The sequence below is a fragment of the Streptomyces sp. NBC_01451 genome (assembly GCF_036227485.1).
GTDB lineage: Bacteria > Actinomycetota > Actinomycetes > Streptomycetales > Streptomycetaceae > Streptomyces.
In genome coordinates this window covers 7412121-7438125 of the sequence record NZ_CP109479.1, presented here as the reverse complement: position 1 = coordinate 7438125, position 26005 = coordinate 7412121, and the positions used below count along the sequence as shown (strand labels likewise).

At 70.7% G+C, this 26005-nt stretch carries 19 protein-coding genes and 1 pseudogene; 4 read left to right on the top strand and 16 right to left on the bottom strand.

Annotated elements, in window-relative coordinates; all coding sequences use genetic code 11:
• Window positions 1-144 precede the first annotated feature (144 nt).
• Complete coding sequence (locus OG595_RS32715) at window positions 145-861, bottom strand: SIMPL domain-containing protein (RefSeq protein ID WP_329278303.1); 717 nt, start codon at window positions 859-861, stop codon at window positions 145-147.
• A 159-nt stretch (window positions 862-1020) separates the two neighbouring features.
• Between OG595_RS32715 and OG595_RS32710 the strand changes: the two genes are divergently transcribed.
• Complete coding sequence (locus tag OG595_RS32710; RefSeq protein ID WP_329278301.1) at window positions 1021-2826, top strand: bifunctional metallophosphatase/5'-nucleotidase; 1806 nt, start codon at window positions 1021-1023, stop codon at window positions 2824-2826.
• A gap of 65 nt (window positions 2827-2891) precedes the next feature.
• Here OG595_RS32710 and OG595_RS32705 read toward each other — a convergent pair whose 3' ends face one another.
• The 7 genes from OG595_RS32705 to OG595_RS32675 form a co-directional block, all read right to left on the bottom strand.
• Complete coding sequence (locus tag OG595_RS32705; protein WP_329278299.1) at window positions 2892-4364, bottom strand: lysine N(6)-hydroxylase/L-ornithine N(5)-oxygenase family protein; 1473 nt, start codon at window positions 4362-4364, stop codon at window positions 2892-2894.
• The gene (locus tag OG595_RS32700; RefSeq protein WP_329278297.1) at window positions 4361-5725 is read right to left on the bottom strand and encodes a pyridoxal phosphate-dependent decarboxylase family protein; all 1365 of its coding nucleotides are present in this window, start codon (window positions 5723-5725) and stop codon (window positions 4361-4363) included. The genes OG595_RS32705 and OG595_RS32700 overlap by 4 nt, the downstream gene beginning before the upstream one ends.
• 180 nt (window positions 5726-5905) lie before the next feature.
• Window positions 5906-8413: an aminopeptidase N gene (gene pepN, locus OG595_RS32695; RefSeq protein ID WP_329278295.1), complete on the bottom strand. Its 2508-nt coding sequence runs from the start codon at window positions 8411-8413 to the stop codon at window positions 5906-5908.
• 139 nt (window positions 8414-8552) lie between these two features.
• The gene (locus tag OG595_RS32690; RefSeq protein ID WP_329278293.1) at window positions 8553-9098 is read right to left on the bottom strand and encodes a response regulator; all 546 of its coding nucleotides are present in this window, start codon (window positions 9096-9098) and stop codon (window positions 8553-8555) included.
• Window positions 9099-9238: 140 nt separating this feature from the next.
• Window positions 9239-9583 carry a chorismate mutase gene (locus tag OG595_RS32685; RefSeq protein WP_164314705.1) on the bottom strand — a complete coding sequence of 115 codons (345 nt, stop codon included), beginning with the start codon at window positions 9581-9583 and terminating at the stop codon, window positions 9239-9241.
• Between the two features lie 87 nt (window positions 9584-9670).
• Entirely contained in the window at window positions 9671-10561 is an 891-nt protein-coding gene (locus OG595_RS32680) for a helix-turn-helix domain-containing protein (protein WP_329278289.1), read from the bottom strand.
• Window positions 10562-10794: 233 nt separating this feature from the next.
• Complete coding sequence (locus tag OG595_RS32675) at window positions 10795-11589, bottom strand: S1 family peptidase (RefSeq protein ID WP_329278287.1); 795 nt, start codon at window positions 11587-11589, stop codon at window positions 10795-10797.
• Between the two features lie 180 nt (window positions 11590-11769).
• Here OG595_RS32675 and OG595_RS32670 point away from each other — a divergent pair, with 180 nt between their 5' ends.
• Window positions 11770-12699 (top strand): hypothetical protein, encoded by a 930-nt coding sequence (locus OG595_RS32670; RefSeq protein ID WP_329278285.1) that lies wholly within the window; start codon window positions 11770-11772, stop codon window positions 12697-12699.
• A gap of 75 nt (window positions 12700-12774) precedes the next feature.
• Complete coding sequence (locus tag OG595_RS32665; protein ID WP_329278283.1) at window positions 12775-13512, top strand: ankyrin repeat domain-containing protein; 738 nt, start codon at window positions 12775-12777, stop codon at window positions 13510-13512.
• A 177-nt stretch (window positions 13513-13689) separates the two neighbouring features.
• Here the strand turns inward: OG595_RS32665 and OG595_RS32660 are convergent, their stop codons facing one another.
• The 6 genes and pseudogenes from OG595_RS32660 to OG595_RS32635 all read right to left on the bottom strand — a co-directional run bounded on the left by OG595_RS32660 (window position 13690) and on the right by OG595_RS32635 (window position 18448).
• The gene (locus tag OG595_RS32660) at window positions 13690-14496 is read right to left on the bottom strand and encodes an SDR family oxidoreductase (RefSeq protein ID WP_329278281.1); all 807 of its coding nucleotides are present in this window, start codon (window positions 14494-14496) and stop codon (window positions 13690-13692) included.
• Between the two features lie 5 nt (window positions 14497-14501).
• Entirely contained in the window at window positions 14502-15659 is a 1158-nt protein-coding gene (locus OG595_RS32655; protein WP_329278279.1) for an acetyl-CoA C-acetyltransferase, read from the bottom strand.
• A 23-nt stretch (window positions 15660-15682) separates the two neighbouring features.
• Entirely contained in the window at window positions 15683-16312 is a 630-nt protein-coding gene (locus tag OG595_RS32650) for a TetR/AcrR family transcriptional regulator (protein WP_329278278.1), read from the bottom strand.
• Window positions 16313-16343: 31 nt separating this feature from the next.
• Window positions 16344-17129, bottom strand: a complete 786-nt coding sequence (locus tag OG595_RS32645) for an SDR family oxidoreductase (protein ID WP_329278276.1) — start codon at window positions 17127-17129, stop codon at window positions 16344-16346.
• Between the two features lie 261 nt (window positions 17130-17390).
• A pseudogene (locus tag OG595_RS45460) lies at window positions 17391-17606 on the bottom strand (ubiquinol-cytochrome c reductase cytochrome b subunit); the annotation flags it as partial.
• A gap of 122 nt (window positions 17607-17728) precedes the next feature.
• Window positions 17729-18448: a vWA domain-containing protein gene (locus OG595_RS32635; protein WP_329278274.1), complete on the bottom strand. Its 720-nt coding sequence runs from the start codon at window positions 18446-18448 to the stop codon at window positions 17729-17731.
• 117 nt (window positions 18449-18565) lie between these two features.
• Between OG595_RS32635 and OG595_RS32630 the strand changes: the two genes are divergently transcribed.
• The gene (locus OG595_RS32630; protein ID WP_329278272.1) at window positions 18566-19405 is read left to right on the top strand and encodes a chitosanase; all 840 of its coding nucleotides are present in this window, start codon (window positions 18566-18568) and stop codon (window positions 19403-19405) included.
• A gap of 168 nt (window positions 19406-19573) precedes the next feature.
• Here OG595_RS32630 and OG595_RS32625 read toward each other — a convergent pair whose 3' ends face one another.
• Both OG595_RS32625 and gltB read right to left on the bottom strand, forming a co-directional pair.
• The gene (locus tag OG595_RS32625; protein ID WP_329278271.1) at window positions 19574-21034 is read right to left on the bottom strand and encodes a glutamate synthase subunit beta; all 1461 of its coding nucleotides are present in this window, start codon (window positions 21032-21034) and stop codon (window positions 19574-19576) included.
• Window positions 21027-25652, bottom strand: coding sequence for a glutamate synthase large subunit (gene gltB, locus OG595_RS32620; RefSeq protein WP_329278269.1), 4626 nt, complete (start codon window positions 25650-25652; stop codon window positions 21027-21029). The genes OG595_RS32625 and gltB overlap by 8 nt, the downstream gene beginning before the upstream one ends.
• Window positions 25653-26005 lie beyond the last annotated feature (353 nt).

Below are 26005 nucleotides of genomic sequence, written 5' to 3'. Positions count from 1 at the left end.
GCCTTACCGGTGGGTAGTGAATTGGCCCTGCATGACTACTCAACAACCGTTGTGTGAAGGGTTATTGACAACTGTTGAATTGCGCGCCGGGTTGCTCCGATGAGCATTTCAGTGGCCTGTTCAGAGGTCCGTCGCCGGGCCTGTTCACAGTTGTGGCGGCACCATCGTGAAGCGGGCGTTCACCTGTGCGTAGACCTGTTGCCGCTGTGGTTCCAGGTCGAGCGGTGCGGCCTCGTCCGCGGCCTGTGCGCCGGCGAAGGCCGCGCGGCGGAGGGAGCGGGACTGGACTCCGTACTCCATGGGCTGTGCGGCCTCGGCGCCCACGTCGGCCAGTTCCACGAGGGCCGCGAGCGAGGTGCCCAGGGCTTCGGCGTACTCGCGGGCTCGTTGTACCGCTTCCCGTACCGCTTGTCGGCGGGCGTCGCGGTGGGCCGGGGAGTCGGGGCGCAGGGCCCACCAGGGGCCGTCGACTCCGGTGAGGTCGAGGTCGGCGAGTTTGCTGGTCAGTTCGCCGAGGGCGGTGAAGTCGGTGAGTTCGGCGGTGAGGTGGACGCGGCCGTGGTAGGCGCGGACGCGTTCTCCGCGGCCGTGTTTGGTGAGTTCCGGGGCGATGGAGAAGGCTCCTGTTTCCAGGCGTTCGACTGCCTCGCCGTAGGATTTCACGAGGTCCAGGACGGTGGCGTTGCGGCGGGTGAGGTCGTCCAGTGCCGAGCGGCGGTCCGTGCCCCTGGCGCCGACGGTGATGCCGATGCGGGCGATCTCGGGGTCGACTTCGAGGTGGGCTTCGCCGCGGACGGCGATGCGGGGAGCGTCCGGGGTGCCGTAGGGGACAGCGGTGGGGTGCTCCGGGCTGGAGGTCATACGCCCCACTCTGTCACTCGTAGGGCGGTTGCGGACCGCGTTCGGGAGGCTGCGGCGTCTGCCGGTCACCAGATCGAAACCTTCGGGGGCTGTTGCCGCCGGTCATGCGCGGGTCAGAATCTACGCGCGTCGTTGACCATTCCCCGAGGAGCCCGAAACATGCCGTTGAACCGCCGGAAGTTCCTGACGAAGTCCGCCGTGACCGGGGCGGGGGTGGCGCTGACCAGTGCTGTCGTGGCTCCGGCGGCGCAGGCCGCGGAGGCGAGGAAGCCCGTGAAGCCGGTGAAGCGGTACTCCCTGACCGTGATGGGCACGACCGACCTGCACGGTCATATCTTCAACTGGGACTACTTCAAGAACGCGGAGTACTCCGACGCGAAGGGCAACGCGCAGGGGCTGGCCCGTATCTCGACGCTGGTGGAGCAGGTCCGCAAGGAGAAGGGGCGTTGCAACACGCTGCTGCTCGACGCGGGTGACACGATTCAGGGCACTCCGCTGACGTACTACTACGCGAAGGTCGACCCGATCACCGCCAAGGGTGGTCCGGTGCACCCGATGGCGCAGGCGATGAACGCCATCGGATACGACGCGGTGGCGCTCGGCAACCACGAGTTCAACTACGGCATCGAGACGCTGCGCAAGTTCGAGTCGCAGTGCCGTTTTCCGCTGCTGGGTGCGAACGCGCTGGACGCGAAGACGCTGAAGCCGGCGTTCCCTCCGTATTTCATGAAGACGTTCCAGGTGAAGGGTGCTCCGCCGGTCAAGGTGGCGGTGCTGGGGCTGACGAACCCGGGTATCGCGATCTGGGACAAGGCGTATGTGCAGGGGAAGCTGACGTTCCCGGGTCTGGAGGAGCAGGCGGCGAAGTGGGTGCCGAAGCTGCGTTCGATGGGCGCGGATGTGGTGGTGGTGTCGGCGCACTCGGGGTCTTCGGGGACTTCTTCGTACGGTGACCAGTTGCCGTACGTCGAGAACTCGGCGGCGCTGGTGGCGCAGCAGGTGCCGGGTATCGACGCGATTCTGGTGGGGCACGCGCACACGGAGATCGCGGAGCTGAAGGTCACCAACACGGCGACCGGGAAGACGGTGGTGCTGTCGGAGCCGCTGGCGTACGCGGAGCGGTTGTCGCTGTTCGACATCGAGTTGGTGTTCGAGAAGGGCAAGTGGGCCGTCGAGTCGGTGGCGGCGACGGTGCGTGACTCGAAGACGGTCGCGGACGACCCGAGGATCACCAAGCTGTTGAAGGACGAGCACGACGTGGTGGTGGCGTACGTCAACCAGGTGGTCGGTACGGCGACGGACACGTTGACGACGGTGGAGGCGCGTTACAAGGACGCTCCGATCATCGACCTGATCACGAGGGTCCAGGAGGACGTGGTGCGGGCGGCGCTGGTGGGGACGTCGTACGCGTCGCTGCCGGTGATCGCGCAGGCGTCGCCGTTCTCGCGGACGTCGGAGATCCCGGCCGGCGAGGTGACGATCCGGGATCTGTCGAGTCTGTACGTGTACGACAACACGCTGGTCGCGAAGTTGCTGACGGGCGCGCAGGTGCGGGCGTACCTGGAGTACTCGGCGCAGTACTTCGTGCAGACGGCGGCGGACGCGGTGATCGACGTGGAGAAGCTGACGAACGCGGCGAACCGGCCGGACTACAACTACGACTACGTGTCGGGTCTGACGTACGACATCGACATCGCGCAGGCGGCCGGTTCGCGGATCAGGAACCTGGCCTACAACGGTGCCGCGCTGGACGACGCCCAGCAGTTCGTGTTCGCGGTGAACAACTACCGTGCCAACGGCGGCGGGGCGTTCCCGCATGTGGCGTCGGCGCCGGAGCTGTGGTCGGAGTCGACGGAGATCCGTACGCGGATCTCCGAGTGGGTGACGGCGAAGGGTGTGCTGGATCCGAAGGAGTTCGCGTCGGTGGACTGGAGGCTGACGCGCGACGGTACGCCGGTGTTCTAGCCGGCGGTTTCCGGCAGGGGGTCCTGGGCGGGGGGCGGGTCGTCGTCCCGTGTTTCTCGGACTTCTCAGATTCCTTCCACGAGAGGGGTCAGCACATGGTGCTGGCCCTTTTCTCGTTCCTGGCTCTGGCGGGGGGTGGGGACCGCGGGCAGTGGTTGTTCGAGGCCGAAGGTGGTGAAGGCGGTTCTGGCCGGCTGGGGGTAAGGGGCGTTGCCGGTGAGGGAGTTGAGGATGGTGGCGCTGCGCCAGGCGACGAGTCCGAGGTCGGGGGTGCCGACGCCGTGGGTGTGGAGTTCGGCGTTCTGGACGTAGACGTGGCTGCCGGAGGCGGTGACGGCGGGGTCGAGGACGAGTCTGAACTGGTCGTCGATGCGGGGGCGTTCGGCGTTGTCGCGGCGGAGGTAGGGGTCGAGGCCGGCGAGGACGCGGTCGAGGGGGCGGTCGCGGTAGCCGGTGGCGAGGACGACGGCGTCGGTGGTGAGGCGGGAGCGGGTGCCCTGCTGGGTGTGTTCGAGGTGGAGTTCGACTTTGGTGGTGGCGACGCGGCCGGCGGTGCGGACGCGGACGCCGGGGGTGAGGACGGCTTCGGGCCAGCCGCCGTGGAGGGTGCGTCGGTAGAGCTCGTCGTGGATGGCGGCGATGGTGTCGGCGCCGATGCCTTTGTGGAGTTGCCACTGGGCGGCGACGAGGCGGTCGCGCACGGGTTCGGTGAGGGCGTGGAAGTAGCGGGTGTGGTCGGGGGTGAAGTGTTCGAGGCCGAGTTTGGAGTACTCCATGGGGGCGAAGGCCTCGGTGCGTCCCAGCCAGTGGATCTTCTCGCGTCCGGCGGGGCGGTGGCGCAGGAGGTCGAGGAAGATCTCGGCGCCGGTCTGTCCTGAGCCGACGACGGTGACGTGTTCGGCGGTGAGGAGCCGGTCGCGGTGGGCGAGGTAGTCGGCGGCGTGCAGGACGGGGACGGTGGGGGCTTCGACGAGGGGTTTGAGGGGTTCGGGGATGTAGGGCTCGCTGCCGATGCCGAGGACGACGTTCTTCGTGTAGGTCCGGCCGAGGGCCTCGGCTTCTCCTTCGGCGTCGAGTTGGGTGAAGTCGACTTCGAACAGGTCTCGTTCGGGGTTCCAGCGGACGGCGTCGACCTGGTGTCCGAAGTGCAGTCGGGGGAGGTTCTCGCTGACCCAGCGGCAGTAGGCGTCGTATTCGGCGCGCTGGATGTGGAAGCGCTCGGCGAAGTAGAACGGGAAGAGCCGGTCGCGGCTTCTGAGATAGCTGAGGAAGGACCAGGGGCTGGCGGGGTCGGCGAGGGTCACCAGGTCGGCGAGGAAGGGGACTTGGACGGTGGAGCCGTCGATGAGGAGTCCGGGGTGCCAGTCGAAGCGGGGGTGTTGTTCGTAGAAGACGGTGTCGAGGCCGGGGATCGGGTGGGCGAGCGCGGCGAGGGAGAGGTTGCAGGGGCCGATGCCGATGCCGACGAGGTCGTGGGGGGCGTCGGGGGTGGGGACGGGGGTGGTGGCCGGGTCGCCGGCGGGCGTGGGGGGTTTCATCGGGGGGTGTTTCCTTCCACCAGCTTCAGGAGTGCGGCCAGGTCGTCCGGCCGGGTGTGGGGGTTGAGGAGGGTGGCCTTGAGCCAGAGGCGGCCGTCGAGGTGGGCGCGGCCGAGGACGGCGCGTCCGTCGTGGAGGAGTTTCCGGCGTACGGCGGCGACGGCGTCGTCGGTTGCTGCGGTGGGCCGGAAGAGCACGGTGCTGATGGTCGGCGGGGCGTGGAGTTCGAAGCCGGGGTGGGTCCGGACGAGGCGGGCGAACTCGTGGGCGTGGGCGCAGACCTGGTCGACGAGGGCGCCGAGTCCGTCGCGGCCGAGGGTCTTGAGGGTGACGGCGATCTTGAGGATGTCGGGGCGTCGGGTGGTGCGCAGGGAGCGGCCGAGGAGGTCGGGGAGGCCTGCTTCGGTGTCGTCGTCGGCGTTGAGGTAGTCGGCGTGCTGGGCGAGTGCGGTGAGGTCGTGGGGGTTCTTGACGGTGAGGAGGCCCGCGGCGACGGGTTGCCAGCCGAGTTTGTGCAGGTCGAGGGTGACGGTGTCGGCGTGTTCGAGGCCGGCGAGTTTTGTGCGGTGGCGCGTGCTGAAGAGGAGGCCGCCGCCGTAGGCGGCGTCGACGTGGAGCCGGGCGCCGTGGGCGGCGCAGAGGGCGGCGATCCTGGGCAGCGGGTCGATGAGCCCGGCGTCGGTGGTCCCGGCGGTGGCGGCGACGAGGAGTGGGCCGCGGGGGGCCGGCAGCGCGGTGAGGGCTTCGTCGAGGGCGGCGGGGTCGAGGGTGCCGGCGGGGGCGGGGACCGTGACGGGTTCGGGGAGTCCGAGGAGCCAGGCGGCGCGGGACAGGGAGTGGTGGGCGTTGGTGCCGCACACGAGGCGGACGCCGGGGTGTGTCTCGCGGGCGAGGAGCAGGGCGAGTTGGTTGGATTCGGTGCCGCCGGTGGTGACGAGGGCGTCGGCGGCGCCGGTCTCGGCGGCGAGGGCGCGCGTGACGAGGGTTTCCAGCTCGGAGGCGGCCGGGGCCTGGTCCCAGGAGTCGAGGGACGGGTTGAGGGCGCTGGCGGCGAGGTCGGCTGCGGTGGCGACGGCGAGGGGCGGGCAGTGCAGGTGGGCGGCGCAGTGGGGGTGGGCGGGGTCGGCGGCGCCTTCGGCGAGGGCGCGTACGAGGTCGTGGAGGGCGTTGTCGTCGCCCTTGTCGGGCAGTGCGTCCCCGAGCGTGTCGCGTATCCGCTGGGCGACGGTTTCGGGTCCGCCGGCGGGGAGGGGGCCGCCGCGCGCGTGGGCGCCGTCCGCGAGGGCGGCGAGGACCGTGTCGAGCAACGGCCGCAGGGCGTCGGGGCCTTCGGCGCCTGAGGCGAGGGGCGGCGTGCGCATGGTGGTCCTCCCGGGGCGCGTGGCTGGGGAGTTCCAGCTTGGACGGGGCCGGGGCGACGCGCCCGGGAAGACCAACGATCGGAACCCGAAAGGGGGTACGGGGGTTGCCGTGGGGCGCTCTGTGAGGCAGGGACGACCCCATGCCCGCAGAGCGCCCCTTACAGCGCGCCGCTGTTCGCGTTACGCCTGTTCCCGTGCCCCTTCCCGTACGCGCAGCGCGCGTCCCAGGTCGTCGAGTTGGTCGACGAGTTTGCGGCGCAGTCCCGGTATCGGGCCGGCGTCGCGCAGGCACTCCTCGCCGAGGCGGAGGGTGTCGGGGGTGACGGCGTGGGCGGGGAAGGCCCAGCGGCCGGCGGCGTCGGCCATGGCGGGGCCCCGGCGGGCGGCGACGGCGACGGCGTCGGTCCAGTACCGCTTGACGTACTCCTCGGTGAGGTCGGTCTGTTCGGGCTGCCAGAAGCCCTGGGCGGTGGCGACGAAGAGGTAGTTGGAGAGCTCGTCCGAGTTGAACATCTGTTCCCAGGCCCGGAGTTTGGCCTCGGGGTCGGGCAGGGCGGCCCGGCAGCGGGCGGCGCCTTCCTGGCCGGAGGCGCTGGGGTCGCGGGCGAGTTCCGCGTCGATCTCCGTCTCGTCGGTGGCGCCGAGGACGGCGAGCCGGGCCAGGACGCGCCAGCGCAGTTCGGGGTCGAGTTCGGGGCCGCCGGAGACCGTGCCGTCGGCGAGCCAGGCGGCGATGGTGTCGGGGTGCGCGGCGACGTCGATGAAGTGGCGTACGGCGATGAGGCGCAGGCCGGGGTGGTCGCCGTCCTCGGTGCGGCGGATGAGGTCGCGGCACAGGGAGGCGAGGGCGGCGAGGGCGGCGGGGCGTTCCTGCGGGGGCAGGTAGCGGTCGGCGACGACGCTCGACGCGAAGGTGAGGACGCCCTGGACGAGGGCGAGGTCCGTTTCGCGCGGGAGGTGGGCGCGGACGGTCTCCAGGTAGTCCGCGGGCGGGAGCTGGCCGTCGCGTACGGCGTCGCGCAGGGAGTTCCAGACGACCGCGCGGGTGAGCGGGTCGGGGAGGCCGGAGAGGGCGGCACGGACGGTTTTGAAGGACTCGGGGTCGAAGCGGACCTTGGCGTAGGTCAGGTCGCCGTCGTTGACGACGAGCAGGGCGGGCCGCTTGCCGATGGGCTCCGGGGCGTCCTGGGGGACGTCGATGTCGAGGCGCTCGCGGAGGGTGAGGGTGCCGTCGCCGGCGACGTCGTGGTCGTAGAGGCCCACGGCGACGCGGTGGGGGCGGCTGCCGTCGTGGCGGACGGTGAGGTTGCAGGTGCCGGCGTCGCCGTTGGTGAGGCGCGGGGTGAGGGTGTCGACGCCGGTGGTGCGCAGCCAGGCGTCGGCCCAGGCGTGGACGTCGCGTTCGGTGGCGGCGGCGAGGGAGTCGATGAAGTCGGCGAGGGTGGCGTTGCCGAAGCGGTGGCGGGCGAAGTGGGTGTTGATGCCGGCCAGGAAGTCCTTCTCGCCGAGCCAGGCGACGAGTTGACGCAGCGCGGAGGCGCCCTTGGCGTAGGAGATGCCGTCGAAGTTGACGAGGGCGGCGGCGGTGTCGTCGACGGCTTCGGGGGCGACGGGGTGGGTGGAGGGGCGCTGGTCGGCGTCGTAGCCCCAGGCCTTGCGGGAGACGCCGAAGTCGGTCCAGGTGTCGGTGTAGCGGGTGGCTTCGGTGAGGGTCTGGTAGCCCATGTACTCGGCGAAGGACTCGTTGAGCCAGATGTCGTCCCACCACTGGAGGGTGACGAGGTCGCCGAACCACATGTGGGCCATTTCGTGGGCGATGACCATGGCGCGGGTCTGGCGCTCGGTGTCGGTGACGGCGGAGCGGTAGACGAACTCGTCGCGGAAGGTGACGAGGCCGGGGTTCTCCATGGCGCCGAAGTTGAACTCGGGGACGAACGCCTGGTCGTAGGAGTCGAAGGGGTAGGGCTCCTCGAACTTCTCGTGGTAGCGGTCGTAGCACGCGCGCGTGATGTCGAGGAGTTCGTCGGCGTCGGATTCGAGGTGGGGGGCGAGGGAGCGGCGGCAGTGCAGGCCGAAGGGGAGGCCGCGGTGTTCGCTGCGGACGGAGTGCCAGGGGCCGGCGGCGACGGCGACGAGGTAGGTGGAGATGCGGGGGGTGGGGGCGGCCTGCCAGAGCCCGTCGGCGGTTTCGGTGGTGATGCCGTTGGCGAGGACGGTCCAGCCCTCGGGGGCGCGCACGGTGAACTCGAAGACGGCCTTGAGGTCGGGCTGGTTGAAGTTGGCGAAGACGGCTGCCGCGTCCTCCAGGGACATCTGGGTGTAGAGGTAGGTCTCGTCGTCGACGGGGTCGGTGAAGCGGTGCATGCCCTCGCCGGTGCGGGAGTAGCGCATCGCGGCGTCCACGCGCAGTTCGTGCTCGCCCTCGGCGAGGCCCTTCAGGGGCAGTCGGCCGTCGGTGAGGGTGCCGGTGTCCAGGGGGTGGCCGTCGAGGGTGGCCGATCGCAGCTCGGCGGGCCTGACCTCGACGAACGTGTCCGCGCCGGTGTGGCCCGCCGTCACCGCGAAGCGGATCACGGTACGGGAGTCGAAGGTGTCGTCCCCGGTGGTGAGGTCGAGTTCGACCGTGTACCGGTGGACGTCCAGGAGGGTGGCACGGGCTTGCGCTTCGTCGCGCGTCAGTACGGACATGGAGGACATGCTGCCTGATGCCGCTGGCAGGGCACAGGGGCGGATCGGTACACGGCCTTTGTCCCTGCGTGCGCCCCTGGCTCCCGTCCGGCCCGTGGGGCCGTTTGCGGGCGGTTCGCGGCATCTGGGGCGCTGTTCCCTAGGTGCGGCCCTCCTCCAGCTCCGGGTCGGGGGCCCGGGCGGGCTCGTCGTGGGTCTCGTGCGGGTGCGGGAGTGCGGGGCGCGGGGTGTGTCCGGTGAGTACGTCGTGGTCCTTGACGAGGGCGCGGAGTTCGCGTGCTTCCTGTTCGAGGGCCAGGTGGCGGCGGTGGGCGTCGTACAGGTAGCGGACCTTGGTGCGCAGGGTCCAGGGGTCGATGGGTTTCCGGACGAGGTCGGCGACGCCGAGTCCGAAGGCGGTGGAGGTGAGCTCGGCGTCGGGGCCGAAGCCGGTGAGCAGGACGACGGGGATGTGCTGGGTCTGTTCGAGGCGGCGCATGTAGCGCACGACGTCGAGGCCGCTGACGCCGGGCATGCGTACGTCGAGCAGGAGGAGGCCGACCTGGCCGCGCAGTACCTGTTTGAGGGCCTCGTCGCCGCTGGTGGCGCGGGCGAGCAGGTAGCCGAGCGGGGCCAGGGCGCTCTCCAGGGCGTACAGGGTGTCCTCGTGGTCGTCGACGATGAGGATCTTGGCATCCGACGGCATGGCCCGACGTCACCTCCCGTGTGGACAACCGGCCGGCGCCCGCGCCGCTGACGCGCAGTGTCCGTCGGTTGACTACGAGTGCACAAGGAGTGCACAGCGCAGCATGCCCCCGCGGGTGCCCGGCTGTCACGCCCCGGGGGTCAATTCACCGGTGGTTTCCCGCCGTTCAGGGTGTCCTCGGCGATGCGCTCGTGGTGTCTGATCACCTCGGCGATGATGAAGTTGAGGAGTTTCTCGGCGAACGCGGGGTCGAGGTTGGCGCTTTCGGCCAGTCGGCGCAGGCGGGCGATCTGCTGGGCCTCGCGGTTCGGGTCGGCGGGCGGCAGCTGGTGTGCGGCCTTGAGGTGGCCGACCTGCTGGGTGCACTTGAAGCGCTCGGCGAGCATGTGGACGACGGCGGCGTCGATGTTGTCGATGCTCTCGCGCAGCCGGCCGAGTTCCGCTCGGATCGCGGGGTCGACTTCACGGTTGTTGCTGGTGGTCATGGGCGTCCACATTACGTGGCACGGATCGGGCGGGTTGGTGGGGCGTCGGGGTTGCGCGGGGCGGGCGGGAGGGGTGGGAGCCGGGCCTTACGCGGTGTACGGGCGTTCGATCGTCGGGGGGTCCGCGGGGTCGGGGACACGGTCGCTCCAGCCGCCGGGGACCGTGCGTCCCTGTTGGGCCCGGAAGCGGACGGGGGCCATGCCGACGCGGCGGGTGAAGAGGCGGGAGAAGTACGCGGGGTCCTCGTAGCCGACGCGGCGGGCGACGGCGGCGACGGGCAGTTCGGTGGCGGCGAGGAGTTCCTTGGCGCGGCCCAGCCGGATGCCGAGGAGGTAGTCCTTGGGGCTGCATCCGGCGCCGCGGCGTACCGCGGTGCGCAGTTCGGCGGGGGTCATGCCGTGCCGGGCGGCGTGTTCGGCGACGCTCAGGGGCCGGCAGGCGTCCCGGGCGAGGGCGGCGAGGACCTGGCCGCCGTCGGGTGCCAGGTCGGCGCGGGTGCGCCGCAGGGCGACGAGGAGTTCGTGCACGGCGGCGGCCGTCTCGACCTCCAGGACGGGGTTGTCGCGGCGTGCCGCGCGGGCCATGCGCCCGATCACGGCCCGGGCGGGGCCGGCGTCGGTGAGGGGTACGAGGGGCCGCTCGGGCTCGATGTAGCCGAGTTCGGCGTATGTGGCGGTGGCGGGTCCGGTGAAGTCGACGAACGCCTCGTCCCAGCCGGTGTCGGGGTCGGGCCCGTAGTGGTGGGCGGTGCCGGGGGTGAGCCAGATCAGGGTGGGCGCGGTGACGGACCGGAGGCGTCCGTCGGCGCCCTGGAACCAGCCCCGGCCGCCGCTCACGACGACGGCCACGTGGTGGTCGAGGACGCGCGGGCCGACGGCGGGCAGGGCGCCGTGCTGGAGTCCGACGCCGAGGCAGACGAGGCCGAGCCGGTGGTGGACGGGCGCGGGGCTGAAGAAGCGCATCCAGGTGCGGTACATCCGCGGTCCTTCCGCCTGTGCCGTTCGTCTTCCCGGTCGGCGCTCGAAACCCGGCGTGGACCGGCGTGGACCGCCGTAGGCCGTCGTGGACCGCCGCGAGCGCGGTCCGGCCGGCGCCGGTTCTTGCCCATGGGGCCCGCGGTCCTCGCTGCGGGTCCCTGGCCCGGCGGTCCCGGGCGGAGGGTGACGAGCCGTTGCCGGCGGGGCCGGGCGCCCCGCCGGACCGGGTCGTCCTACAGCGCGGACGCCGCCCGGGCTATGTCCTTCGCGAACGTGGACACCTGGGAGTAGACGCCGGGTACGCCGGGCCGGGCGCAGCCGTCGCCCCAGCTGACGATGCCGACCTGGATCCAGGCGCCGGTGTCGTCCTTGCGGAACATGGGCCCGCCGGAGTCACCCTGGCAGGTGTCGACGCCGCCCGCCAGATAGCCGGCGCACAGTTCGTCGCCGGGCACGAGCCGCTTGCCGTAGTGCAGTTTGCAGCCCGCGTCGCTGACGTAGGGGACGGTGGCCTTCAGCAGCTTGGTCGTGCCGGTGCCGGCGTTCTCCGAGGTGTCGCCCCAGCCCGCGATGGTGAACGTGCCGCGGTTGTACTGGGTGGTCGTGGCGATCTTCAGCGTGGGCTTGTCGATCGGCCGGGCGAGCTTGATGAGCGCCCAGTCCTTGCCGGCGCCGACGTAGCCAGGGGCCTGGCGGACCTTGGTCGACCTGACCTTGATCGCCCCCGAGGCGTTCAGGTCGGCGACCCCGGCGGTGACGGTGATGCCCGTGTTGGCGCCGGAGCCGTCCACGCAGTGGGCCGCGGTCAGGACGACGTCCTTCTTGTAGAGCGCGCCGCCGCAGCCCATCGAGAGGTGCACCAGCCACGGGAACTCGTTCTGCGCGGCGGGCGTTCCTCCTACGACGGGCGCGGGTGCGGCCTGTGCGGCGAGCGGCTGGAGGCTCGCGATCGCGAGAGCCGCGGCACCGACCGCCGCGGCCCGCTTGACCAGGGAGATTCTTCTTCCGACCGACGAGGTGTGGGTCAACGTACGTCCTTTCGTGGGGGGTGATGACAAAGAACGCAAGTATGAAGATCCGAGCGGGTGCGGGACAAGGGCGGATGTCACGTACACGTGGCGGAACCGGACCGTGGGAAATCCGCTCTTACCGACAGCTCTCCGGCACGTAGGGTGGAAGACAGTTCAGGGCGTCTTGGGGGTACGGACGTGGCGAACGGCGGACCGGTCGAGCACGGCTACCCACATCTGGAGACGGTGCGGGCCGCGATCAACGCGCTCTACAAGAGGCTGTCGTACGACACCGTCCAGACCTTCGCGACCAGTGTGGCGCCGGTCGACGTGGCGTTCTGCGACACCGACGACCTGTATCTGGGTGCGCAGCGAGTGGCCCGGCAGATGGTGCGCCACTACCGGCTCCCGGACGCGCGCATGATCGTCGGATTCCGCGAGATGACCCATGCCGCGAACGTCGAACTGGCGGCGGGCCCCGAGTACTTCATCGAGCTGAACGACCGTTTCCGCACCCACCGCAGGGACATCGGCGCGGCCCTCGCGCACGAGGTGATGCATGTCTACCTGCACCGGCTCGACCTGTCCTTCCCGGGGACGCGGGACAACGAGATCCTCACGGACACGGCGGCGGCGTACCTGGGCGCGGGCTGGCTGCTCCTCGACGCCTTCCGCCAGGACGCGGCCTCCTCGCAGAAGCTCGGCTATCTCACGCCGGAGGAGTTCGGGTACGTCCTGGCCAAGCGCGCCCTGGTCTTCGACGAGGACCCGGCGATCTGGTTCACCAGTCCGCAGGCGTACACGGCGTACGCGGCGGGCATGGAGCTGGCCCGTCACGACACGCGCCAGCCCCCGCTGACGGCGGCGGGCTGGGCGGGCCGGCGCCGTTACGCACGCGACCGCCGCCATGCCCAGGACCACCGTTCGCCGGACGCGTCGCAGCCGGGCGGCGTCCCGTACAGCTTCACCCCGGACTCCCCCGGTTCCCCCGGCGACCACGACGGGCGCGGCCCGCTGCGGGTCTCGTTCCCCTGCCCGACGTGCCACCAGCGGATCAGGGTGCCGGTCCGGGGGCGGGTGCGGGCGCGGTGCGGAGTGTGCCGGACGGTCCTGGAGTGCGACACATGACGTCGGGGAAGCGTGGGACACCTCACCCCGAAACCCTTTGCCTCACCGGCCCTTCGCGAGCAAAGGTCGGAAGGTATGAACGGGCAAGAACCGCAAATCGGCAGTGAGCGCGATCTCTTCACGGCGTTGTACGCGGGTGACGAGGACGCGGTCGTACGGCTGCTGCGCCTCGGTGTGAGCCCGGAAGCGGTCGACGAGGACGGCCAGAGCGCCCTGTACGTGGCGGCGGTGAGCGACGCGCCCGGCATCGTACGGCTGCTGCTGTCCGCCGGTGCCGCGCCCGACCGGCTGAGCGCGGGGTCGGACCTCCCGCTGTGCGGGGCTGCCTGCGGCGGGCACACGGAGGTCGTGCGGGCGCTGTTGGCCTCGGGGGCCGTTCCGGACGCGGTGGAGGCGTTCGGTTTCACGGCTCTGACCTGGGCGCTGCGATGCGGTCACCCGGCGGTGGTGGAGGCCCTGCTGGCAGCGGGCGCGGACCCGGACCGCCCCGGACCGACCGGTGAACCCCCACTGGTCGCGGCGGCCCGCCGGGGCTCCCCCGCCTGTGTACGGTCCCTGCTGGCGCACGGCGCCGGGTCGCGGGGCGACGCGCTGACGGAGGCCCGCCGCTGGACTCGGCTGGACCTGGCGTCGGAGCTGCGGGCCGGGCTGGAGCGCGCGCACGGATTCGGCGGGGAGTACGTGACGCGGCGCTGGGCGGAGGGGTTGGCGGTGGAGCTCGTGCGGGACGGGAACGTGGTGGCGGGGGTCGATCAGGGGACCGGGCACGCGGAGATCGTGACGTTGCTGGAGGAGGCGCTGGGGATCGGGTGAGGCGTGGCCGCGCCGGCGTCGCGAGGCTGGTTCGGTACAGCCCGGACCGCGTTGCCCACCCACACCCACCACCCGTTCACCGCACCTCGCCAGCCCCGGCCCGGGTGTTCCGGCCCGTCCGGACGTACCCCCTCCGGGGGAGTTCGGGGACAATGCCTGTGCAGAGCCGGAGCGGGTTCAGCCACCTCCCCTGTTCGCGGTCGCCGCGTCCAGGAACGCGGGCCGTTCCCCGCCGCCGTGCACCAGCAGACTCGCCCCGCTGACATACGCGGCGGCGTCGGAGGCGAGGAAGACAGCGGCGGCCCCGATGTCGGACGGGTCGGCGAGGCGGCCCGCCGGGACCGTGCGGGCGACGGCGTCGAGACCGTCGTCGCCGCCGTAGTGCAGATGGGACAGCTCGGTGCGGACCATCCCGACGACGAGGGTGTTGACCCGTACGTCGGGTGCCCATTCCACGGCCATCGAGCGGGCGAGATGCTCCAGCCCGGCCTTGGCCGCGCCGTAGGCGGCGGTCCCCGGCGAGGGGCGGCTCCCGCTGACGCTCCCGATCATCACGACGGATCCCCGGGCCCGTTTCAGGTGCTCGTAGGCGGCGAGGGAGACGGTGAGCGGCGTGATGAGGTTCAGCTCGATGACACGGACGTGCCTCGCGACGTCGCCGTCCCTGTCCGCGTCCCCGTCTCCGTCCCCGCCGCCGCCCAACGGCCGATAGGGACTGCCCCCCACGTTGTTGACGAGCACGTCGAGGCGGGGCAGACCCCCGACGAAGTCGTGCACCGCGGTCCGGTCCCGCAGGTCGACAGCCGTGAACTCCACGCCGGGCAGCGGGACTTCGGGCGGCCGACGGGCGCAGACCAGCACCTCGGCGCCCGCCTCGACGAGGGCCCGGGCGATCCCCGCGCCGACTCCGCGGGTGCCGCCGGTGACAAGGGCGACCCGGCCCTTCAGGCCGGTCGGATCATGCGGAACGTTCGAGCCGTTCAAGTCGATCAGAGCCGTTCGATGATCGTCACGTTCGCCTGTCCCCCGCCCTCGCACATCGTCTGGAGGCCGAACCGCCCGCCTGTGCGCTCCAGTTCGTGCAGGAGGGTCGTCATCAGCTTGACGCCGGTCGCGCCGAGGGGGTGGCCGAGGGCTATCGCGCCGCCGTTGACGTTGACCCGGGCCGGATCGGCGCCGGTCTCCTTCAGCCAGGCCAGGACGACCGGGGCGAAGGCCTCGTTGATCTCGACGAGGTCGATGTCGTCGATGGACAGGCCGGTCTTCTTGAGGGCGTGGGCGGTGGCCGGGATCGGCGCCGTCAGCATCCGGATCGGGTCCTCGCCCCGTACGGACAGATGGTGGACGCGGGCCCGTGGCCGCAGCCCGTGTTCGCGTACCGCCCGTTCGGAGGCGAGCAGCATCGCGGCGGCGCCGTCGGACACCTGGGAGGAGACGGCGGCGGTGATGGTGCCGCCGTCGATGACGGGTTTCAGGCCGGCCATCTTCGCCAGGGAGGTGTCCCGGCGCGGGCCCTCGTCGACGGTCACCGCCTCGTAGGGGACGGTCTCGCGGGCGAAGCGGCCCTCGTCGATGGCCAGGACCGCGCGTTCGTGCGAGCGCAGCGCGTACTCCTCCTGGTCCTGCCTGCTGATGCCCCACTTGGCGGCGATCATCTCGGCGCCGGCGAACTGGTTCACCGGCCGGTCCCCGTACCGCGCCCGCCAGCCCGCGCTGCCCGCGAACGGGCCCTCGGTGAGCCCCAGGGGCAGGGCGGCCTGACGGGAGGCGAAGGCGATCGGGATCATCGACATGTTCTGGACACCGCCCGCGACGACCAGGTCCTGGGTGCCGGACAGCACGGCCTGCGCGGCGAAGTGCACGGCCTGCTGCGAGGATCCGCACTGCCGGTCGACGGTCACCCCCGGCACCTCCTCGGGCAGTCCGGCGGCCAGCCAGCTGGTGCGGGCGATGTCACCGGCCTGCGGCCCCACCGTGTCCAGGCACCCGAAGACGACGTCCTCGACGGCGGCCGGGTCCACGCCGGCCCGCGTCATGAGCGCCGTCAGCGCGTGCGCGCCGAGGTCCGCCGGATGGACAGCGCTCAGACCACCTCCGCGCCGCCCGACGGGTGTACGGACCGCTTCGACGATGTAGGCCTCGGCCATGGCAACTCCCTCACAGGAAAGGGTTAATCACATACCGGCTGTTCACGTACGGCGATCCCGTCCAGGACCATCGACAGGTACTGGCGGGCGATCTCCTCCGGGCTGTGCTGTCCGCCCGGCCGGTACCAGGACGCGGCGACCCACACGGTGTCGCGCACGAAGCGGTAGGTGAGGCGGATGTCGAGGTCGGCGCGGAAGACCTCGGCGGCGACTCCGCGTTCCAGCGTGGACAGCCACGCCTTCTCGAATCTGCGCTGCGACTCGGCGAGGAACGCGAACCGCTCCTGCGCGACGAGCTGCTTGGACTCCTTCTGGTAGATCGCGACGGCGGCACGGTGCCGGTCGATCTCCCTGAACGACTCGGTGACCAGCGCCTCCAGCGTCTCGCGCGGCCCGGACTCGGCGTCCAGGACGGTGTCGTAGCCCTCCCACAGCTCGTCGAGGAACGTGCGCAGGATCTCCTCCAGCATCGATTCCTTGGAGTCGAAGTGGTAGTAGAGGCTGCCCGCGAGCATGCCTGCGTGGTCCGCGATCTTGCGTACGGTGGTGGCGTTGTAGCCCTGTTCGGCGAAGACCTCGGCGGCGGTGCCGAGGATTTCGTGACGGCGGGCGGGCACGGCGGTCACCTGGGGCTTCTTCTTCGTAGGAGGCACGCGTCCATTGTGGTCCCAGACATGTGCCGCCCTAGGGGTGCTGGCTGCTGACGGAGACGACTTCGCCCGTCAGGTACGAGGAGTAGCCGGAGGCCAGGAACACGATCACGTTGGCCACCTCCCAGGGCTCGGCGTACCGCCCGAAGGCTTCACGGGCCGTCAGTTCGGCCAGGAGTCCGGGGGTGGTCACCTTCACGAGGTGGGGATGCATGGCGAGGCTGGGTGACACCGCGTTGACCCGGACCCCGTACTCCGCGGCCTCGATGGCCGCGCTCCGGGTCAGCGCCATCACGCCCGCCTTCGCGGCGGCGTAGTGCGCCTGTCCGGCCTGGGCCCGCCAGCCGACGACGGACGCGTTGTTGACGATCACGCCGCCCGCGCCTCCGGCGCGAAAGGCCCGCAAGGCGGCCCGCACGCACCGGAACGTGCCGTTGAGCGTCACGTCCAGCACCTTCGACCACTGTTCGTCCGTCATGTCGACGAGGGCCGAAGTGCCCCCGAGGCCGGCGTTGTTGACGACGATGTCGAGCCGCCCGTGCACTTCCACGGCCGTGTCGAAGAGGGCCCTCACCTGGCGCTCGTCGGTGACGTCACAGGGCAGTGATTCGACGCCCTCGAACTCCCCGGCCAGCTCTGCCTCGTGCTCCTTGAGCCGCCGCGCGTGCGCGTCGCTGATCAGCACGCGCGCGCCCTCCTCCAGGAACCGGCGGGCGGTTGCCCCGCCGATCCCCGCGCCCGCGGCTGCCGTGATGACGGCGGTGCGCCCCTTCAGCAGCCCATGTCCGGGTACGTACGCCGGACTGTCGACGTCTCCCATGCCGCCACACTAACCTACCAAACACTTGTTAGGGAAGGTCCGTGCCGGTGGACTCAGTGGTGACCATCGCCGCCGGTGAGTTCCCGGCACTCCTCCGGTGTCGGCTTGGGGATCCGGGTGCCGGGGCCGAACATGGACCGGGCCGGCCGGGCACGCAGCCTCTCCCCCGGTGCGACCCGGCACCGGACGCCGCCCGCGTCGACGGGCGGGCCGATCTCGTACGGCGGGGCCTGTTCGTGCCGGGAGAGGGTGAACAGGGCTTCCTGCGGTAGGGGTTCGTGGACCTCGACGTACTCGCCGTGCGGGAGCCGGGGTGAGGTGGACGCCGGTGAGGATCAGGACGAGGAAGCTGTAGAGACAGATCTCGCCGAGCATGAAGGACCAGTGGTCCGGGAAGGCCCTGCGCATGTTGGCCTTGGCGAGGGCGTAGAGGCCCAGCCGCCCGCCGGGCCGGTCGGCGAGCTTCTCGCCCTTGGGGTCTCACCCCGGTGCGCCGAACTCCCTTTGCCCGCAGCCGCGTTCATCCGCACTGCCTTCCCCTCGGATGATCCTCAGGGTGGCGCGGCGGGTAAGCGATGCCAACGGTGCCCGCACCGGCGTCAGTTGACGATCCCCTCCGCGCGGGCGGCGACCAGCCACTTCGGGAACTCGCCCACCAGACGGTCGTACAACTCGTCGTCGGACACGGCGCGCGGATCGGAACCCGCGTGGAAGAACCCGGCGTTGTCGACGACCCGCCGCTCCGGCACCGCCAACTCGTCGAGCCTGCGCAGGAAGTCGAACTGCTTGCTCGTCGCGTCCCCGAAGCCGATGAACTGCCAGAACAGCGGCAGCCGCGCCGCCTTGCAGACGTAGCGTTCGGCGGCGAGCTTGTTGATCGGGCCGCCGTCGGTCTGGAACACGACGAGCGCGGGGGCCGTCGACCCGCTGTCGAGGTAGTGCTCGATGACCGCGTCCATGGCGAGGTGATAGCTGGTCCTGCCCATGTGCCCGAGCCCGGCCACGATCCGGTCGACGCTCCCCGCGTGGTCGTCGAGCGCGATAGCGGTCACGGCGTCGACGTCGGTGGAGAAGAAGACGACGGGAACCGTCCCGTCGTCGTCGAAGTGGGCCGCCAGCCCCAGCACCCGGTCGGCGAGCGCCTGCACGCTGCCGTTCCGGTAGTACGGCTTCATGGAGCCGGAGTAGTCGACCACCAGGTAGACGGCGGCCCGCCGGCCGTCGAGTCCGTGCCGGTCCACGGCCTTCCCGGCGCTCTTGTAGAGGCTGACCAGCGCGGGCGCGGTCTCCTCCACCTTGGTGAGACTGATCGCGGCCATGCGTGGCTCCCCTCCCGGAATACGCCGGACTGATGGAGATCCTGAGGGTACGTCACCCGTATGCCCGCCCGGGCAGCATATGACCCTTGCGTACCCCGGCCCGTACCCTTGTGCCTCATGAAACGAACCGGCGTTCTCCTTCTCGCCGTGCTGCCCCTGCTGGCGACAACCGCGTGCCTGTCCGTCGCGTCGGACGACTCGCGCGGCCCGGACGCCAGACGGGTGGGGGCCGGTTCGCTGGACGCGGAGGCCACGCTCGCCGATCCGGCGAAGAAGGAGCTGGCCCAGCAGATCGTGGCGAGCGCCGAGAACGGGACGCTCGACTGGCGCAGCGCGTACGGCTACGTCGAGGACATCGGCGACGGACAGGGTTACACGGCCGGCATCATCGGTTTCTGCACGGGCACCCACGACCTGCTCACCCTGGTCGAGGACTACACGAAGGCGCACCCGGACAACGCCCTGGCGCCCTATCTTCCCGCGCTGCGCAAGGTCGACGGCACGGACTCGCACGAGGGTCTGGATCCGGGGTTCCCGGCGGCCTGGAAGCAGGAGTCGAAGGTCGCCGCGTTCCGCGAGGCACAGGACGAGAAGCGGGACACCGGCTACTTCGGGCCGGCTCTGCGGCTGGCCGTCGGCGACGGCCTGGGCCTGCTGGGTCAGTTCGTCTACTACGACGCGATGGTCTACCACGGCCCGGGCAGCGACTGGTTCAGCGTGGGCGGCATCCGCACCGCCGCCCTCAAGGAGGCCGACAGCCCGGCGGAGGGCGGCAACGAGAGGACGTATCTGGACGCGTTCCTCGACGCCCGCCGCACGGCGATGCTGGACAAGCGGCCGGGCGTGAACACCAGCCGCGTCGACACGGCCCAGCGGCGCTTCCTCGACGAGGGCAACCTGGACCTCCGTACTCCGCTGGAGTGGAAGGTGTACGGGGACACGTACAAGGTGCCGTAGTGGTGTCCGTCCGGAGGCGGAGGCGGACCCGGACGCGCCGCGGCGCCCGCCATGTCCGGTCGGGGACTGTGGCGAGCGCCGTGGTTTGTTCGTTCCGTACGCCTTTGTACGGGACGTCTTCGGGCGGATCCGTGGGACCCGTAGGTGCCGCGGGATCCGTGGGGCCCGTCAGACCGTAAGGGAACGGTCCGTCGGGCGGATCGGGGCCGGGAGGTCGCTCGCACCCGTGAGGAAGCGGTCGACCCCGCGGGCGGCCGAGCGGCCCTCGGCGATGGCCCACACGATGAGCGACTGGCCGCGCCCGGCGTCACCGGCGACGTACACGCCCGGGACGTTGGTCGCGAAGTCGGCGTCGCGGGCGATGTTGCCGCGCTCGTCGAGGTCCAGGCCGAACTGCGAGACGAGGCCGTTGTCCTGGTCGGTGCCCGTGAAGCCCATGGCGAGGGTGACCAGCTGGGCGGGGATCCTGCGCTCCGTGCCCGGCTTCTGGGTCAGCCTGCCGTCGATGAACTCGACCTCGGTGAGGTGCAGCCACTGCACGTTGCCGTGCTCGTCGCCCTCGAAGTGGGTCGTCGAGACGGAGTAGACGCGCTCGCCGCCCTCCTCGTGCGCCGAGGTGACCTTGTAGAGCATGGGGAAGGTCGGCCAGGGCTGGTTCGGGTTCCGGTCCTCGCCCGGGCGGGGCATGATCTCCAGCTGGGTGACGGAGGCCGCGCCCTGGCGGTGGGCGGTGCCCACGCAGTCCGCGCCCGTGTCGCCGCCGCCGATGACCACGACGTGCTTGCCCTCGGCGGTGACCGGCGGGGCCACGAAGTCGCCCTCCTGCACCTTGTTCGCCAGGGGCAGGTACTCCATCGCCTGGTAGACGCCCTTGAGCTCGCGGCCCGGGACAGGGAGATCACGGGCGGTCGTCGCACCGGCGGCGATCACGACCGCGTCGTACCGCTTGCGCAGGTCCGTCGCCTTGAGGTCGCGGCCGATCTCGATGCCCGTACGGAAGCGGGTGCCCTCCGCGCGCATCTGCTCGATACGGCGGTTGATGTGCCGCTTCTCCATCTTGAACTCGGGGATGCCGTAGCGCAGGAGGCCGCCGATGCGGTCCGCGCGCTCGTACACCGCGACCGTGTGACCGGCCCGGGTCAGCTGCTGGGCGGCGGCGAGGCCCGCCGGGCCCGAGCCGATGACCGCGACCGTCTTGCCGGAGAGGCGCTCCGGGGCCTGGGCGACGACATCGCCGGTCTCCCAGGCCTTGTCGATGATCGAGACCTCGACGTTCTTGATGGTGACCGCGGGCTGGTTGATGCCCAGCACGCACGCCGACTCGCAGGGAGCCGGGCACAGGCGGCCGGTGAACTCCGGGAAGTTGTTCGTGGCGTGCAGTCGCTCGGACGCCGACGTCCAGTCCTCGCGGTAGGCGTAGTCGTTCCACTCGGGGATCAGGTTCCCCAGCGGACAGCCGTTGTGGCAGAACGGGATACCGCAGTCCATGCAGCGGCCGGCCTGCTTGCTGATGATCGGCAGCAGGGAGCCGGGAACGTAGACCTCGTTCCAGTCCTTGAGACGGACGTCCACCGGGCGGGACTTGGCGACCTCACGGCCGTGGGTCAGAAAGCCCTTGGGATCAGCCATTGGTCGCCGCCTCCATCATCTTCTCGGTGATCTCGGACTCGGTGAGTCCGGCTCGCTCGGCGGCGTCCTTGGCGGCGAGCACTGCCTTGTACGTGCTGGGGATGATCTTGCTGAAGCGCTCCACCGCGACGTCCCACTCGGCCAGCAGCTTCTCGGCGACCGTCGAGCCGCTCTCCTCCTGGTGGCGGCGCACGACGTCGTGCAGCCACTGCTTGTCGGTGTCGTCGAGGGCCTCGATCGCGTCCACGTTGCCGACGTTGACGTTGTCGCGGTTCAGGTCGATGACGTACGCGACGCCGCCCGACATACCGGCCGCGAAGTTGCGGCCCGTCTCGCCGAGGACGACCGCGTGACCGCCGGTCATGTACTCGCAGCCGTGGTCGCCCACGCCCTCGGACACCACCGTGGCGCCGGAGTTGCGGACGCAGAACCGCTCGCCCGAACGGCCGCGCAGGAACAGCTCGCCGCCGGTCGCGCCGTACGCGATGGTGTTGCCCGCGATGGTGGAGAACTCGGCGAGGTGGTCGGCGCTCCGGTCGGGACGCACGATCACCCGGCCGCCGGAGAGGCCCTTGCCGACGTAGTCGTTGGCGTCGCCCTCCAGGCGCAGCGTGACTCCGCGCGGCAGGAAGGCGCCGAAGGACTGGCCCGCGCTGCCGGTGAAGGTGATATCGATGGTGTCGTCGGGCAGACCGGCCCCGCCGAACTTCTTCGTCACCTCGTGGCCGAGCATGGTGCCGACCGTGCGGTTGATGTTGCGGATGGCGACCTGGGCGCGGACCGGCTGGGCGTCGGTCGCGCTGTTCGCGGCGAGGGCGTCGGCGGCGAGCTTGATCAGCTCGTTGTCGAGCGCCTTCTCCAGGCCGTGGTCCTGCACGATAACCTGGTGGAGCGGCGTGCCCTCGGGCAGTTCCGGCACGTGGAAGAGCGGGGACAGGTCCAGGCCCTGCGCCTTCCAGTGGGTGACTGCCCGCTCCACGTCGAGGGTCTCGGCGTGGCCGACGGCCTCCTGGATGGTGCGGAAGCCCAGCTCGGCGAGGATCTCGCGGACCTCTTCGGCGATGAACTGGAAGAAGTTGACGACGTACTCGGCCTTGCCGGCGAACCGGTCGCGGAGCACCGGGTTCTGGGTGGCGATGCCGACCGGGCAGGTGTCCAGGTGGCAGACGCGCATCATGACGCAGCCGGAGACGACGAGGGGCGCGGTCGCGAAACCGAACTCCTCGGCGCCGAGCAGCGCGGCGATGACGACGTCACGGCCGGTCTTCAGCTGGCCGTCGGTCTGGACGACGATCCGGTCGCGCAGGCCGTTGAGGAGCAGCGTCTGCTGGGTCTCGGCGAGGCCGAGCTCCCAGGGGCCGCCCGCGTGCTTGAGCGAGGTGAGCGGCGAGGCGCCCGTTCCGCCGTCGTGGCCGGAGATGAGGACGACGTCCGCGTGTGCCTTGGACACACCGGCGGCGACCGTGCCGACGCCGACCTCCGAGACCAGCTTCACGTGGATCCGCGCCTGCGGGTTCGCGTTCTTCAGGTCGTGGATGAGCTGGGCGAGGTCCTCGATGGAGTAGATGTCGTGGTGCGGCGGCGGCGAGATGAGGCCGACACCGGGGGTGCTGTGCCGGGTCTTGGCGACCCACGGGTACACCTTGTGGCCGGGCAGCTGGCCGCCCTCGCCGGGCTTGGCGCCCTGGGCCATCTTGATCTGGATGTCGTCCGCGTTGACCAGGTACTCGCTGGTCACACCGAAGCGGCCGGACGCGACCTGCTTGATCGAGGAGCGGCGCGCGGGGTCGTACAGGCGCTCGGCGTCCTCGCCGCCCTCACCGGTGTTGGACTTGGCGCCCAGCTGGTTCATGGCGATGGCGAGGGTCTCGTGCGCCTCCAGGGAGATGGAGCCGTACGACATGGCGCCGGTGGAGAACCGCTTGACGATCTCGCTGACCGGCTCGACCTCGTCGATGGAGATCGACGGACGGTCGCTCTTGAAGCCGAAGAGTCCGCGGAGCGTCATGAGGCGCTCGGACTGCTCGTTCACCCGGTCCGTGTACTTCTTGAAGATGTCGTAGCGGCGGGTGCGCGTGGAGTGCTGGAGGCGGAAGACCGTCTCCGGGTCGAACAGGTGCGGTTCGCCCTCGCGGCGCCACTGGTACTCGCCGCCTATGTCGAGGGCGCGGTGCGCCGGGGCGATGCCGGAGGCGGGGTACGCCTTGGCGTGCCGGGCTGCGACCTCCTTGGCGATGACGTCGATGCCGACGCCGCCGATCTTGGTGGCGGTGCCGTTGAAGTACTTCTCGACGAAGGCCGTGTCGAGACCGACGGCCTCGAAGACCTGGGCGCCCCGGTAGGAGGCGACGGTCGAGATGCCCATCTTGGACATGACCTTGAGGACGCCCTTGCCGAGCGCGTAGATCAGGTTGCGGATGGCCTGCTCGGGCTCGCTGCCGGGCAGGAATGTACCGGCGCGGACCAGGTCCTCGACGGACTCCATCGCCAGGTACGGGTTGACCGCGGCGGCGCCGAACCCTATGAGCAGGGCGACGTGGTGGACCTCGCGGACGTCACCGGCCTCGACCAGCAGGCCCACCTGGGTGCGCTGCTTGGTGCGGATGAGGTGGTGGTGGACTGCGGAGGTGAGCAGCAGCGACGGGATGGGGGCGTGCTCGGCGTCCGAGTGGCGGTCCGACAGGACGATGAGACGGGCGCCGTTGTCGATGGCCGCGTCGGCCTCGGCGCAGATCTCGTCGATGCGGGCGGCGAGGGAGTCGCCGCCGCCGCTGACCCGGTAGAGGCCGGAGAGGGTCGCGGCCTTCATGCCGGGCATGTCGCCGTCGGCGTTGATGTGGATGAGCTTGGCCAGCTCGTCGTTGTCGATCACCGGGAAGGGCAGGGTGACGCTGCGACAGGAGGCGGCGGTCGGCTCCAGCAGGTTGCTGGCGGGGCCGAGGGAGGAGCGCAGGCTGGTGACCAGTTCCTCGCGGATGGCGTCCAGCGGCGGGTTGGTGACCTGCGCGAACAGCTGGGTGAAGTAGTCGAAGAGCAGGCGCGGACGCTCGCTCAGCGCCGCGATCGGCGAGTCGGTGCCCATGGAACCGAGCGGCTCGCCGCCGGTCCTGGCCATCGGCGCGATGATGACGCGCAGCTCTTCCTCGGTGTAGCCGAAGGTCTGCTGGCGGCGGGTGACCGAGGCGTGCGTGTGCACGATGTGCTCGCGCTCGGGCAGGTCGGAGAGCTCGATCTCGCCGGCCTCCAGCCACTCCGCGTACGGCTTCTCGGCGGCGAGGCCGGCCTTGATCTCGTCGTCCTCGATGATGCGGTGCTCGGCGGTGTCGACGAGGAACATCTTGCCGGGCTGGAGGCGGCCCTTGCGGACCACCTTCGCGGGGTCGATGTCGAGGACGCCGACCTCGGAGCCGAGGACGACGAGGCCGTCGTCGGTGACCCAGTAGCGGCCGGGGCGCAGTCCGTTGCGGTCGAGGACCGCGCCGACCTGGACGCCGTCGGTGAAGGTGACGCAGGCCGGGCCGTCCCAGGGCTCCATCATCGTGGCGTGGAACTGGTAGAAGGCGCGCCGGTCCGGCTCCATCGTGGCGTGGTTCTCCCACGCCTCCGGGATCATCATCAGCACGGAGTGCGGCAGCGAACGGCCACCGAGGTGGAGCAGTTCGAGCACCTCGTCGAAGGACGCGGAGTCGGACGCCTCGGGCGTACAGATCGGGAAGATCCGGTCGATCTTCTCCTGGTCGCCGAAGAGGTCGGAGGCGAGCTGCGACTCGCGGGCCGCCATCCAGTTCCGGTTGCCCTTGACCGTGTTGATCTCGCCGTTGTGCGCGACGAAGCGGTACGGGTGGGCGAGCGGCCACGACGGGAAGGTGTTCGTGGAGAAGCGCGAGTGGACGAGCGCGACGGCCGACGCGAAGCGGCGGTCGGACAGGTCCGGGAAGAAGGGCTCCAGCTGGCCGGTGGTCAGCATGCCCTTGTAGACGATGGTCCGCGCGGAGAGCGACGGGAAGTAGACGCCGACCTCGCGCTCGGCGCGCTTGCGCAGCGCGAAGGCCTTGCGGTCGAGGTCGATGCCCTTGGCGGGCACCGCGGCGCTGTCCGCGACGAAGATCTGCCGGAAGGCGGGCATCGTCGAACGGGCGGTGGCACCGAGGAGGCCGGGGGCGACCGGCACCTCGCGCCAGCCGAGGACGGTCAGGCCCTCTTCGGCGGCGATCGTGTCAATACGTGAGACGGCCTCGGCTGTCGTCGGGACGGCGTCGGTCGCCGTCTCCTCCGGGAGGAAGGCGATACCCACCGCGTAGGCGCCGGCCTCGGGCAGCTCGAATTCGGCCACCTCACGGAAGAACGCGTCCGGGACCTGCGAGAGAATGCCGGCGCCGTCGCCGGAATCGGGCTCGGAGCCGGTGGCACCGCGGTGCTCAAGGTTGCGAAGAACCGTGAGCGCCTGCTCGACCAGCACATGGCTCGCCTCGCCGGTGAGGGTGGCCACGAAGCCGACGCCACAGGCGTCGTGCTCGTTGCGGGGGTCGTACATACCCTGCGCAGCAGGGCGAGCATCCATGAAGGACCACTTCTGGCCATTCTCGGAATGCTGGGACGGCTGGCGCGGCGTACGCATCGGCTCTCCCGTCGTCGTTGTGTGGCATATGCATTAAGCCGAGGGACGACGTTGGCCCTCTTGGAGTGCAAAATTTCACGCAGGTTACATGATGGGGCGATTCTCGGGAACCGGATACCGCGTACCAACATGCGGACACCGCAGCGCGCGGCATGGTGACCGCGCTGCGGTGGAAGTAATGGGGGCCGAAACGGACAGATCGATGTCCCTCGACCCATGGCAAGGAGAGCGTCGTCGCCCTCTCCGCGGGTGCGCCGCAAGCTTCGTTGCCCACAGCGCGTACGGCTCATGCCCGGTGGTTAAGCGTTCGAAACCAGCGAGTAACGGCTACTTATGCGGCCCATCGCATAAGT